A 12,748-nucleotide genomic window follows, 5' to 3' on the forward strand; every position below is an offset into this window, starting at 1 on the left:
ATAAGGAAACTTTATTCGGAGGAAAGAAATGGACTTGGGTGATATTGAGCTAACGCTAACCCCGATATCTGGGAAGAGCGGAAAAGCTTATATGGGAAGTTATCCTGATGGAAAACGTGTTTTTATAAAAATGAATACTTCTCCAATCCTGCCTGGTTTAGCTAGAGAGCAAATTGCACCACAATTGCTCTGGAGTCGTCGTTTACCAGACGGCCGTGATATGTCCGCTCAGGAATGGTTGACAGGAAAAATTTTGACGCCAAGCGATATGAACCGTAAACAAATTATCGATATTTTGACACGTTTACACTGTTCACGTCCCTTAATGACCCAGTTGACACGATTGGGATATGCAATGGAAACACCTTCGGATTTACTTCAGTCATGGGTAAACAAGGCTCCGGATGCTTTAAAAAACAACCAGTATCTACGTATGGTTTTAGGTGATTTGCGTGAGAATCTTCCTGGTTTTAGGGAAGACTATGCAACCATAGTCCATGGGGATGTCCGTCATAGCAACTGGTTTGAGACAGAGAGTGGCTTGATTTATTTAGTAGATTGGGATTCTGTTCGCTTAACTGATCGTATGTTTGATGTGGCCTATCTGCTCTGTCACTATATTCCAGAGTTTCAATGGCAAGAATGGCTAGCTAATTATGGCTATAAGTATAATCAAACTGTCTTGAATAAGTTATATTGGTATGCTCAACTGTCATTTTTGAGTCTCATTACCAAATACTATGAAAATCAAGATTTGGATAATGTAAATCGGGAAATCTATGCTTTGCGTAGCTTCCGAGAAAAGTATGGAAAGAAAAAATGAGAGTTAGAAATCGTAAAGGGGCAACAGAACTGTTAGAGGCTAATCCGCAGTATGTTGTCTTAAACCCCGCAGAAGCTAAAGGAAAGTGGCGAGATTTGTTTGGCAATGACAATCCAATCCATGTAGAGGTTGGTAGTGGCAAAGGTGCTTTCGTAACAGGAATGGCCAAACAAAATCCTGGCATCAACTATATCGGGATTGATATTCAGAAGTCTGTATTAAGCTATGCTTTAGACAAGGTCTTAGAAGTTGGAGTTCCCAACATCAAACTTCTATGGGTTGATGGTTCAGAATTGACCAATTATTTTGAAGATGGTGAAATTGATCGCTTGTATTTGAATTTCTCGGATCCATGGCCTAAAAAACGCCATGAGAAGCGTCGTTTGACTTATAAGAGCTTCTTGGATACTTTCAAACGAATCTTACCTGAACACGGTGAAATTCATTTCAAGACAGATAATCGTGGCTTGTTTGAATATAGCTTAGTGAGCTTTTCACAATATGGCATGAAACTCAAGGGCGTTTGGTTAGATTTACATGCCAGCGACTTTGAAGGAAATGTCATGACTGAGTATGAACAAAAGTTCTCAAGCAAAGGTCAAGTCATCTATCGAGTTGAAGCAGAATTTTAAGAAAAAGCTTGAATCCAAGCTATTTGGGTGCTTATGCTTTACATTAGTACATAAAAGTGCTATACTAATAGCAAGAATATAAGAAAGAGAGGCGGGGAGATATCTTCGCCTCTTGCTTATGAGGAGGTGTTGTCCTATCGCAACGATTGTAGAATTAGTAACGGAACTTCTTCAACCAGCCATTCAAGAACCCTTTGAATTAGTGGATGTTGAATATGAAAAAGTTGTAGGAGATTATGTTCTAAGTATCTTTGTTGATAAAGTCGGTGGTATTACTTTGAACGATACGGCAGATTTGACAGAAGTGATTAGTCCACTCTTGGATCAACTTCAGCCAGACCCATTTCCAGAACAGTATTTCCTAGAAGTGACGAGTCCTGGTTTGGAGCGTCCTTTGAAAACCAAGGAAGCTGTAGCTGGAGCAGTTGGGAAATACATTCACGTTGGTCTTTATAAGGCCATCGACAAGCAGAAAGTCTTTGAGGGAACCTTGCTGGCCTTTGAAGAGGATGAGTTGACAATGGAATATATGGATAAAACGCGCAAGAAAACAGTCCAAATTCCATATAACTTGGTATCAAAAGCACGTTTAGCAGTAAAATTATAGAAAAGAAAGGATAGCTTTTGAAAATTCAAAAGTAAAAAGAACATGAGTAAAGAAATGCTAGAGGCCTTCCGCATTTTGGAAGAAGACAAGGGAATCAAGAAAGAAGATATCATCGACGCAGTAGTAGAATCACTTCGTTCTGCTTATCGTAGACGCTATGGTCAATCAGACAGCGTAGCTATTGACTTCAACGAAAAAACAGGTGACTTTACAGTCTACACTGTCCGCGAAGTTGTTGATGAAGTATTTGATAGCCGTTTGGAAATCAGTTTGAAAGATGCTCTTGCCATTAATTCAGCCTATGAGCTTGGTGACAAAATCAAATTTGAAGAAGCACCAGGAGAGTTTGGTCGTGTAGCGGCTCAGTCTGCGAAACAAACCATTATGGAAAAAATGCGCAAGCAAACACGTGCCATTACCTACAATACATACAAAGAACATGAACAAGAAATCATGTCAGGTACAGTAGAACGCTTTGACAACCGTTTCATCTATGTCAACCTTGGTAGCATCGAAGCCCAATTGTCAAAACAAGACCAAATTCCTGGAGAAGTTTTTGCTTCTCATGATCGTATCGAAGTCTATGTTTACAAAGTTGAAGACAACCCTCGTGGAGTTAACGTCTTTGTTAGCCGTAGTCATCCAGAAATGATCAAACGTTTGATGGAACAAGAAATTCCAGAAGTATACGATGGAACCGTTGAAATTATGAGCGTAGCTCGTGAAGCGGGTGACCGTACCAAGGTTGCAGTTCGTAGTCACAATCCAAACGTGGATGCTATCGGAACAATTGTAGGACGCGGTGGTGCAAACATCAAGAAAATCACTAGCAAATTCCACCCAGCTCGCTACGATGCTAAGAGCGACCGCATGGTACCTGTAGAAGAAAACATCGACGTTATCGAATGGGTGGCGGATCCAGCTGAGTTTATCTACAATGCCATTGCTCCTGCAGAAGTTGACCAAGTTATCTTTGATGAAAACGACAGCAAGCGTGCCTTGGTTGTTGTACCAGATAATAAACTTTCTCTTGCAATCGGTCGTCGTGGACAGAACGTTCGCTTGGCAGCTCACTTGACTGGATACCGTATCGATATCAAGTCTGCAAGTGAATTTGAAGCTATGGAAGAAGCAGGTCAGGTTGATTTCGCTGACACAGACGAATTGACAGAAGAATAAAAGCCGCAAGAGGAGGGAAAGATGAAAACAAGAAAAATCCCTTTGCGCAAGTCTGTTGTTTCCAACGAAGTAATTGATAAGCGAGATTTACTCCGTATTGTCAAGAACAAAGAAGGGGAGGTCTTTATCGACCCGACAGGCAAGGCTAATGGCCGTGGCGCTTATATCAAGCTAGACAATGCAGAAGCCCTAGAGGCTAAAAAGAAAAAAGTCTTTAACCGTAGCTTTAACATGGAAGTTGAAGAAAGCTTTTATGACGAGTTGATCGCCTATGTTGATCACAAAGTAAAAAGAAGAGAGTTAGGACTTGAATAAGCAAAAAGTAAGTAATCTTTTGGGACTTGCTCAACGAGCAGGGAAAATTATCTCGGGTGAAGAAATGGTTGTCAAAGCCATTCAGGAACAGAAAGCTAAGCTGGTATTTCTAGCGCATGATGCTGCTCCCAACCTGACCAAGAAGATTCAAGATAAAAGTCACTATTATCAAGTAGAAGTTGTAACCGTGTTTTCAACACTGGAATTAAGCATAGCAGTTGGAAAATCAAGAAAGGTTTTAGCTGTGACAGATGCTGGATTTACAAAGAAAATGAGGTCTCTTATGGAATAGAAGAGGAGGACATAATTTGTCTAAGAAAAGATTGTACGAAATCGCAAAAGAACTTGGAAAAGAAAGTAAAGAAGTTGTAGCGCGTGCAAAAGAGTTGGGCTTGGAGGTGAAGAGCCACTCGTCAAGCGTTGAAGCTGATGCTGCTGAAAAAATCGTTGCTAGCTTTAAGCCTGCTGCTCCTAAAGCAGAAGCAAAACCTGTAGCACCAAAAGCAAGTGAAGCGAAGTTAGAAAAGAAATCTGAAACGCCAGCAGCTCCTAAGGAAGAAAAAGTAGTAGCTGCTAGACCACAAAGCCGAAATTTCAAGGCAGAGCGTGAAGCTCGTGCAAAAGAGCAAGCAGAGCGACGCAAGCAAAACAAGGGCAACAATCGCGACCAACAACAAAACGGGAACCGTCAAAAAAATGAGAACCGTAATGGTGGAAAACCAGGTCAAGGAAACCGCGACAACCGTCGTTTTAATGATCAAGGTAAAAAACAACAAGGTCAGCAAAACCGTGGCAATGATCGTCGCCAACAAGCGGAAAATCGTCCGAACCAAGCTGGTCCACGTATTGATTTCAAGGCTCGTGCAGCAGCCCTGAAAGCAGAGCAAAATGCCGAATACGCACGCTCAAGCGAGGAACGCTTCAAACAGTCACAAGCAGCTAAAGAAGCTTTGGCTCAAGCTAATAAACGCAAAGAACCAGAGGAAATCTTTGAAGAAGCTGCTAAGCTAGCTGAACAAACTCAGCAAGTGGTTGAAGTAGCTCCTGTAGTCAAAGAGCCTGTAGTGGATACACGTCGTAAAAAACAAGCCCGACCAGACAAAGATCGTGATGATTACGATCGTGAAGAAGATGGTCCTAGAAAACAACAAAAGAATCGAAGTAGTCAGAATCAAGTGAGAAATCAAAGAAATAGTAACTGGAATAACAATAAGAAAAATAAAAAAGGCAACAAGCAAAACAACCGTAACCAGGCTCCAAAACCTGTTACAGAGCGTAAATTCCATGAGTTGCCAACAGAATTTGAATATACAGATGGTATGACTGTTGCGGAAATCGCAAAACGTATCAAACGTGAACCAGCTGAGATTGTTAAGAAACTATTTATGATGGGCGTAATGGCCACTCAAAACCAATCTCTGGATGGTGAAACAATTGAACTCCTTATGGTTGATTACGGAATTGAAGCTAAACAAAAGGTTGAAGTGGATAATGCGGATATCGAACGCTTCTTCGTAGAAGATGGATACCTCAATGAAGATGAGTTGGTTGAGCGTCCACCGGTTGTAACCATCATGGGACACGTTGACCATGGTAAAACAACCCTTTTGGATACCCTTCGTAATTCTCGTGTTGCTACAGGAGAAGCAGGTGGTATCACTCAGCATATCGGTGCCTATCAGATCGAAGAAAATGGTAAGAAGATTACCTTCCTCGACACACCAGGACACGCGGCCTTTACTTCTATGCGTGCACGTGGTGCCTCTGTTACTGATATTACCATCTTGGTCGTAGCGGCAGATGACGGGGTTATGCCTCAAACTATCGAAGCTATCAACCACTCAAAAGCAGCTAATGTTCCAATCATCGTTGCCATTAACAAGATTGATAAACCAGGTGCAAACCCAGAGCGCGTTATCGGTGAATTGGCTGAACACGGTGTTATGTCAACAGCTTGGGGTGGAGATTCTGAGTTTGTAGAAATCTCAGCTAAATTCAACCAAAATATCGATGAACTCTTGGAAACTGTTCTTCTTGTGGCTGAAATCCAAGAACTCAAAGCAGACCCAACCGTTCGTGCCATCGGTACCGTTATCGAAGCCCGTTTGGATAAAGGAAAAGGTGCGGTTGCAACCCTCCTTGTTCAACAAGGTACTTTGAATGTCCAAGACCCAATCGTTGTTGGTAATACTTTCGGACGTGTCCGTGCCATGACCAATGACCTTGGACGTCGTGTGAAGGTTGCAGGACCATCAACACCAGTATCTATTACAGGTTTGAATGAAGCACCTATGGCGGGTGATCACTTTGCTGTATACGAAGATGAAAAATCTGCTCGTGCAGCTGGTGAAGAACGTGCTAAACGTGCTCTTATGAAGCAACGTCAAGCTACACAACGTGTCAGCCTAGAAAACCTCTTTGACACTCTTAAAGCTGGTGAACTTAAATCTGTTAACGTCATCATCAAAGCTGACGTACAAGGTTCTGTTGAAGCTCTTGCTGCATCCCTTCAAAAGATTGATGTGGAAGGTGTAAAAGTTACCATCGTCCACTCAGCAGTTGGTGCTATCAACGAATCTGACGTGACTCTTGCCGAAGCTTCAAATGCCTTTATCATTGGTTTCAATGTACGTCCTACACCACAAGCTCGTCAACAAGCAGAAGCAGACGATGTAGAAATCCGTCTCCACAGCATTATCTACAAGGTTATCGAAGAGATGGAAGAAGCTATGAAAGGGATGCTTGATCCAGAATTTGAAGAAAAAGTTATCGGTGAAGCAATCATCCGTGAAACCTTCAAAGTATCTAAAGTCGGAACGATCGGTGGATTTATGGTTACTAGTGGTAAAATTACCCGTGACTCTAAAGTCCGTGTTATTCGTGATGGTGTCGTTATTTACGATGGTGAACTTGCAAGCTTGAAACACTATAAAGATGACGTCAAAGAAGTTACAAACGGCCGTGAAGGTGGTCTCATGATTGATGGCTACAATGATATCAAGATGGATGATGTGATTGAGGCCTATGTCATGGAAGAAATCAAGAGATAAGTTTTTTGCTCCTTTCTTAGGTGGTGAGGGACGCAAGCAAACCGATGGTTTTATTGCTTATTTTTGAGCCTAGAGTCTCAAAAATCCCCTGTGATGAGACTGATAAATCAGTTCCATCACTTTCACCATAACGAAAGAAGCGGATGAGTTCAAACTGAACTTCGTTTCAATTTGAACTGAAAATCAATAAGTTTAAAAATAGCTAGGTCTGCTGGCCTAGCTTTTGGTTCAATAGAGAGGAAGGAATAGCATGGGAAATCATTTCCGTACGGATCGTGTGGGCATGGAAATCAAACGTGAAGTCAATGAGATTTTGCAAAAGAAAGTCCGTGATCCTCGTGTCCAAGGTGTGACCATCACAGATGTTCAGATGCTAGGCGACTTGTCTGTTGCCAAGGTCTACTACACTATTTTGAGTAACCTTGCCTCAGATAATCAAAAAGCTCAAATTGGGCTTGAAAAAGCAACTGGGACTATCAAACGAGAACTCGGTCGCAATTTGAAATTGTATAAAATTCCAGACTTAACTTTCGTTAAAGACGAATCCATCGAGTATGGAAACAAGATTGACGAAATGTTACGCAATCTGGATAAGAAATAAGAAAGAGGGGGAACCCTCTTTTTTGTATAAAAAATAAGGCAGCACGTGAAAACGCTTTATATTTTTTTAAATATGTGGTATGATATTGTATAATATAAAATTTAAGGGAGATAGAAATGGCTGAACAAGATATTGCTATGCAAGTATTGCAACAAGTCGTGAAACTGCCAGTTGTTAAAGTTGATCGATCAAAATTTTTAGTGGATAAATTTTCTAATGAATTGGATCCAAGGGATGTCCCAATATTATTAGAGCAGGGACCAACGGCCTTGTTGTCTCAGGAAATTTTAGATCGAGTAGCAAATGCTTGTATTAGAGATAATGTTTTGTTAGCAAGCGGGACCTCTGTTTTGGCTGGTTTGCCTGGTGGCCTTGCTATGGCGCTTACTATACCAGCAGATGTAGCTCAGTTTTATGCTTTTTCTTTGAAACTAGCTCAAGAATTAGGTTATATCTATGGATACGATGATCTTTGGGCTTCTCGTGATGAGTTGAGTGAAGATGCTCAAAATACACTGTTGCTTTATCTCGGTGTGATGCTAGGAGTGAATGGCACTGCTGCTTTACTTCGAGCTGGAGGCGTTGCAATTGCTAAGCAAGTGATGAAAACTGTTCCCCAGAAAGCCTTGACAAAGACACTTTGGTATCCCATTTTGAAGAAAGTGTTAAAAATTTTCGGAGTAAATCTGACAAAAGGTGGCTTAGCCAAAGGAATGGGGAAATTCATTCCGATTTTAGGAGGTGTCATCTCGGGAGGTTTAACGTTTGCGACTATGAAGCCGATGGGAGAAAGCTTGCAAAAAGAATTGTCCAAATTGGTTAATTATGATGAAGTACAATATCAGGAAGATATAGAAACTATTCGAAAAGAAGCAGAAATCATAGAAGCAGAGTAATCGGAAGAAACTAGTAGGCTTGTACTGCTAGTTTTTTTATCCTAGTCCTTGTGGTATAATAAAAAGAGAAAGTCCAGTGTGAGAATTAAATGGAGGTTGTGATGGATAATATTATTGACGTATCTATTCCCGTTGCGGAAGTGGTGGATAAACATCCAGAAGTTTTAGATATTTTAGTTGAGCTTGGTTTTAAACCTCTTGCAAATCCCTTGATGCGAAATACGGTTGGGCGTAAAGTATCGCTTAAACAAGGCTCAAAGCTTGAAGGGACTCCTATGGATAAGATTGTGCGTACACTTGAAGCAAATGGTTACGAAGTGATCGGGTTAGACTAATGACAGATGAACGTATTCATATCCTGCGGGATATTTTATTAGAATTGCATAATGGAGCCTCTCCAGAGTCCGTTCAGGAACGCTTTGATGCGACCTTTACAGGTGTATCTGCTATTGAGATTTCCCTTATGGAGCACGAGTTGATGAACTCTGACTCAGGCGTAACCTTTGAAGATGTCATGGAACTCTGTGATGTGCATGCCAATCTTTTTAAAAATGCTGTTAAGGGTATCGAAGTTGAAGATACAGAGCATCCAGGTCATCCCGTGCGTGTCTTTAAGGATGAAAATCTAGCTCTCCGTGCTGCCTTGATTCGGGTCCGTAGATTGCTCTCGACTTATGAATCTGTGGACGACGAGGAAATGCTGGCGGAGATGCGTAAGGGTTTGGTGCGTCAGATGGGGCTTGTTGGTCAATTTGATATTCACTACCAGCGCAAGGAAGAGCTCTTCTTTCCTGTCATGGAACGTTATGGCCATGATTCACCTCCCAAAGTTATGTGGGGAGTGGATGATCAGATTAGGGATCTCTTTCAAACTGCTTTAGTGGCAGCTAAGTCGCTCCCAGAAGTACCGATTTCCGCCGTAAAGGAAGCTTTTGAAACTTTTGCGACAGAGTTTGAAAGTATGATATTTAAGGAAGAATCAATCCTTCTCATGATTCTGCTCGAATCCTTTACCCAGGATGACTGGATTCAGATTGCCGAGGAAAGTGACGCCTATGGATATGCCATTATCCGTCCGTCTGAGAAATGGATTCCAGAACGTCAAAGTTTTGTTGAGGAAAAAAGTGTAGAAGAACCAACTCAGCCAGAAACTGTAGATGGAAAAGTTCAGCAAGTGATTGATACGCCAGAAGGCCAGCTTACCATCACCTTCACACCTAAGGAAAAGGAAACAGTAGTAGATCGCAATAGCCAGCAGGCTTTTGGCAATGGTTATCTATCAGTTGAACAGGCGAATCTTATCCTTAATCATTTGCCGATGGAGATTACCTTTGTTAATAAGGATGATATCTTCCAATATTATAACGATAATACGCTAGCAGATGAGATGATTTTCAAGAGGACACCGTCTCAAGTTGGACGAAATGTCGAACTCTGCCACCCGCCAAAATATTTGGATAAAGTCAAAACGATTATGCAAGGTCTTCGTGAGGGGAAAAAAGACAAGTACGAGATGTGGTTCAAGTCCGAGTCACGAGGTAAGTTTGTCCATGTTACCTACGCTGCAGTACATGATGAGAATGGGGAATTTCAAGGAGTCTTGGAATATGTTCAGGACATCCAACCCTACCGTGAGATTGATACAGACTTTTTCCGTGGATTAGAATAAGGAGAAAAAATGAGTTACGAGCAAGAATTTATGAAGGAATTTGAAGCCTGGGTTAATACCCAAATCATGATTAACGATATGGCACACAAGGAAAGTCAAAAGGTCTATGAAGAAGATCAAGATGAGCGCGCTAAAGATGCCATGATTCGCTACGAGAGTCGCTTGGACGCCTACCAGTTCTTACTAGGTAAATTTGAAAACTTCAAGGCAGGCAAGGGATTCCATGATTTACCAGAAGGTTTGTTTGGTGAGAGAAATTATTAAATTGTAGAAAATGGAAAGGGGAGTGGAACTCCCTTTTTCATTGTTCCTTGAGCCTTTTTGTGTTACAATGTTAGCATGAAAACGAAAAATATTATTAAAACAGGTTTAGTCGTGGCAGGGCTTGGAGCACTTGCCTTTGGAGCTAAGAAAGTAGCCGATGATCACAAACTCATGAAAACACAGGAAGAGTTAACTGCTATTGTGCGTGACTATTTCTCAGAAATGGGTGAGATTGGGACTCTCTATGTCCAAGTATACGAAAGTAGCCTAGAACGTCTTGTTGGTGGTGTCATTTTTGAAGATGGTCGTCACTATACCTTTGTCTATGAAGATGAAGATCTCATCTACGAGGAGGAGGGCTTATGATTTCTCCTAACGGTTTAGAAGAATTAGCGAATTTAGTAGAGCAGGATGGCAAGAAGGTCTTCCTTTTTGTTGCGGATTGGTGTGGCGATTGCCGTTATATTTATCCCGCCTTGCAAGAGATTGAAGCGGCAAATCCAGAGTTTACTTTTATACGAGTAGACCGTGATGAGTACATGGAACTTGCTAAACTTTGGGATGTATACGGGATTCCAAGTCTTGTTGTTTTAGACAATGACAAGGAGATTGGTCGCTTTGTCAATCGTAACCGTAAAACTAAGGAAGAGATTAATGACTTTTTAGCAGGATTGAAATAGGAGAAAAGAATGATTTTTACATACAATAAAGAATATGTAGGCGATGTCCTTATGGTCATCGTGAAAAACAGTGGTGACGCCAAGCTAGATGCTGAGCGTAAAGGCAATATTGCACGTGTTTTTCTCAAAGAAACTGGTGAAACTGTCGCTTGGAATATTTTTGAAGTTTCTAGCTTATTTGAGATTGAGAATCGTGGCCAAGTATTTCTAACAGACAATCAAGCAGCTCGTTTGAATCAAGAACTACAGGCTCAAGGATTTACTGAAGAAATCATCAATGACAAGGAACCAAAATTTGTCGTTGGAGAAATTGTAGAGATGGTTGCGCATCCAGATAGTGATCACTTGAATATCTGCCAAGTTGCTGTTGGAAATGATAAAACTGTACAAATCGTTGCGGGTGCTCCTAATGCGCGTGTCGGCTTGAAAACCATTGTAGCTCTTCCAGGAGCGATGATGCCAAAAGGCAATCTCATTTTTCCAGGGGAACTTCGTGGAGAAAAGAGTTTTGGGATGATGTGTAGTCCTCGTGAACTTGCCTTACCAAATGCTCCACAAAAGCGTGGTGTTATTGAATTGTCAGAAGACCAAGTTGTTGGAACTCCATTCGATCCAGCTAAACACTGGACAGCTTAATTGGTAACGAGTATCTATTAAACTAGATAGGAGAAAGTAAGATGGCAAAAAATGTAGTGATTACAGGTGCAACATCAGGTATTGGTGAAGCAATCGCGCGTGCCTATCTAGAAAAAGGTGAAAATATTGTTCTCACAGGACGTCGAACAGAAAGGCTTGAAGCTCTAAAAGCTGAGTTTGTGGAAAACTATCCGAATCAAAAAATTTGGACCTTTCCTCTAGATGTAACCGATATGACAATGGTTAAAACGGTTTGTTCAGAAATTATTAAAGCAGTAGGTTCGATTGATGTTTTAGTTAATAACGCTGGACTTGCTTTAGGCTTAGCTTCATATCAGGACTATGAGGAGTTGGATATGCTGACTATGCTGGATACCAATGTCAAAGGTTTGATGGCAGTTACTCGTTGCCTTTTACCTTCCATGGTTGCAGCTAATCAAGGTCATATCATTAATATGGGTTCAACCGCAGGTATTTATGCCTATGCGGGTGCAGCAGTCTATTCAGCAACCAAGGCTGCAGTCAAAACTTTTTCGGATGGCTTAAGAATTGATACCATTGCTACAGATATCAAGGTGACCACTATTCAACCTGGAATTGTAGAGACGGATTTTTCAAAAGTTCGTTTTCATGGAGATGATGCACGGGCTGCGACTGTTTACCAGGGGCTTGAAGCCTTGCAAGCGCAGGATATCGCTGATGCAGTAGTTTATGTGACCAGTCTACCACGTCGTGTACAAATCACAGATATGACAATCATGGCCAATCAACAAGCTACTGGATTTACAATTTACAGAGATTAATATTATTTTTAAAAAAGTTACAAATGTTGTAACTTTTTTTGATTTCCTTCGAATAGATAAGTAGGAGGATGAAAAATGTATAATAAAGTTATTCTTATTGGAAGAATTGTGGCAACGCCAGAATTGCACAAAACCAACAATGACAAGTCTGTAGCTCGTGCGACGATTGCCATTAACCGTCGTTTTAAGGATCAAAACGGGGAACGTGAAGCGGACTTCATCAATTTTGTGGTCTGGGGGAAATTGGCTGAAACCTTGTCTAGCTACGCGACTAAAGGCAGTCTCATTTCTGTCGATGGGGAGCTTCGTACTCGTAAGTTTGAGAAAAATGGTCAGACCAACTATGTGACTGAAGTTCTCGCCACAGGCTTCCAACTTTTGGAAAGTCGCGCCCAACGTGCGATGCGTGAAAATAATGCTGGTCAAGACTTGGCAGATTTGGTTTTGGAAGAGGAGGAACTTCCCTTCTAATCTTATAAGAGTTTGAGAGCTTTCTCAGACTCTTTTTTATGCTATAAATCAGCTTTTTTTCTTGACTATTTCTGACTAAGTGATACAATAGAACTATAGATTAGCACTCGCGCGTTAAGAGT

At 41.2% G+C, this 12,748-nt stretch carries 17 protein-coding genes; all 17 read left to right on the forward strand.

Going from position 1 to position 12,748, the window contains the following annotated elements; translation table 11 throughout:
- Positions 1 to 28: 28 nt before the first annotated feature.
- The 17 genes from ccrZ to ACWPVF_RS01700 all read left to right on the forward strand — a co-directional run bounded on the left by ccrZ (position 29) and on the right by ACWPVF_RS01700 (position 12,626).
- On the forward strand, positions 29 to 823 hold the full coding sequence (ccrZ, locus tag ACWPVF_RS01620; RefSeq protein WP_454384301.1) for a cell cycle regulator CcrZ: 795 nt from the start codon (positions 29 to 31) through the stop codon (positions 821 to 823).
- The gene (trmB, locus tag ACWPVF_RS01625) at positions 820 to 1,455 is read left to right on the forward strand and encodes a tRNA (guanosine(46)-N7)-methyltransferase TrmB (protein ID WP_414268405.1); all 636 of its coding nucleotides are present in this window, start codon (positions 820 to 822) and stop codon (positions 1,453 to 1,455) included. The genes ccrZ and trmB overlap by 4 nt, the downstream gene beginning before the upstream one ends.
- Positions 1,456 to 1,573: 118 nt before the next feature.
- The gene (gene rimP / locus ACWPVF_RS01630; RefSeq protein ID WP_454384303.1) at positions 1,574 to 2,062 is read left to right on the forward strand and encodes a ribosome maturation factor RimP; all 489 of its coding nucleotides are present in this window, start codon (positions 1,574 to 1,576) and stop codon (positions 2,060 to 2,062) included.
- 42 nt (positions 2,063 to 2,104) lie between these two features.
- Entirely contained in the window at positions 2,105 to 3,241 is a 1,137-nt protein-coding gene (gene nusA / locus ACWPVF_RS01635) for a transcription termination factor NusA (protein WP_006144963.1), read from the forward strand.
- A 21-nt stretch (positions 3,242 to 3,262) separates the two neighbouring features.
- On the forward strand, positions 3,263 to 3,556 hold the full coding sequence (gene rnpM / locus ACWPVF_RS01640) for an RNase P modulator RnpM (RefSeq protein WP_006144965.1): 294 nt from the start codon (positions 3,263 to 3,265) through the stop codon (positions 3,554 to 3,556).
- Positions 3,549 to 3,848, forward strand: a complete 300-nt coding sequence (locus tag ACWPVF_RS01645; RefSeq protein WP_178895425.1) for a YlxQ-related RNA-binding protein — start codon at positions 3,549 to 3,551, stop codon at positions 3,846 to 3,848. Before rnpM ends, ACWPVF_RS01645 begins: the two co-directional genes overlap by 8 nt.
- Before the next feature lie 16 nt (positions 3,849 to 3,864).
- Complete coding sequence (gene infB / locus ACWPVF_RS01650) at positions 3,865 to 6,606, forward strand: translation initiation factor IF-2 (RefSeq protein ID WP_454384306.1); 2,742 nt, start codon at positions 3,865 to 3,867, stop codon at positions 6,604 to 6,606.
- A gap of 250 nt (positions 6,607 to 6,856) precedes the next feature.
- Positions 6,857 to 7,207: a 30S ribosome-binding factor RbfA gene (gene rbfA, locus ACWPVF_RS01655; RefSeq protein WP_373113734.1), complete on the forward strand. Its 351-nt coding sequence runs from the start codon at positions 6,857 to 6,859 to the stop codon at positions 7,205 to 7,207.
- A 116-nt stretch (positions 7,208 to 7,323) separates the two neighbouring features.
- Positions 7,324 to 8,103, forward strand: coding sequence for a hypothetical protein (locus ACWPVF_RS01660; protein ID WP_454384308.1), 780 nt, complete (start codon positions 7,324 to 7,326; stop codon positions 8,101 to 8,103).
- 101 nt (positions 8,104 to 8,204) lie between these two features.
- Entirely contained in the window at positions 8,205 to 8,438 is a 234-nt protein-coding gene (locus tag ACWPVF_RS01665; RefSeq protein WP_000368732.1) for a DUF1858 domain-containing protein, read from the forward strand.
- Positions 8,438 to 9,772, forward strand: coding sequence for a DUF438 domain-containing protein (locus ACWPVF_RS01670; protein ID WP_454384311.1), 1,335 nt, complete (start codon positions 8,438 to 8,440; stop codon positions 9,770 to 9,772). Before ACWPVF_RS01665 ends, ACWPVF_RS01670 begins: the two co-directional genes overlap by 1 nt.
- A 9-nt stretch (positions 9,773 to 9,781) precedes the next feature.
- Positions 9,782 to 10,036, forward strand: a complete 255-nt coding sequence (locus ACWPVF_RS01675; protein WP_000119707.1) for a DUF1912 family protein — start codon at positions 9,782 to 9,784, stop codon at positions 10,034 to 10,036.
- A gap of 75 nt (positions 10,037 to 10,111) precedes the next feature.
- Positions 10,112 to 10,402, forward strand: a complete 291-nt coding sequence (locus ACWPVF_RS01680) for a DUF4651 domain-containing protein (RefSeq protein WP_414292892.1) — start codon at positions 10,112 to 10,114, stop codon at positions 10,400 to 10,402.
- Complete coding sequence (locus ACWPVF_RS01685) at positions 10,399 to 10,716, forward strand: thioredoxin family protein (protein WP_045614493.1); 318 nt, start codon at positions 10,399 to 10,401, stop codon at positions 10,714 to 10,716. The genes ACWPVF_RS01680 and ACWPVF_RS01685 overlap by 4 nt, the downstream gene beginning before the upstream one ends.
- Positions 10,717 to 10,725: 9 nt before the next feature.
- Positions 10,726 to 11,352, forward strand: coding sequence for a YtpR family tRNA-binding protein (gene ytpR / locus ACWPVF_RS01690; protein WP_045614491.1), 627 nt, complete (start codon positions 10,726 to 10,728; stop codon positions 11,350 to 11,352).
- 41 nt (positions 11,353 to 11,393) lie between these two features.
- Entirely contained in the window at positions 11,394 to 12,155 is a 762-nt protein-coding gene (locus ACWPVF_RS01695; protein ID WP_454384314.1) for an SDR family NAD(P)-dependent oxidoreductase, read from the forward strand.
- A 75-nt stretch (positions 12,156 to 12,230) separates the two neighbouring features.
- A complete protein-coding gene (locus ACWPVF_RS01700; protein ID WP_045614487.1) occupies positions 12,231 to 12,626 on the forward strand; it encodes a single-stranded DNA-binding protein in 396 nt (131 codons plus the stop codon).
- The last annotated feature ends 122 nt before the right edge of the window (positions 12,627 to 12,748 follow it).

Source organism: Streptococcus sp. Marseille-Q7087, assembly GCF_965111935.1.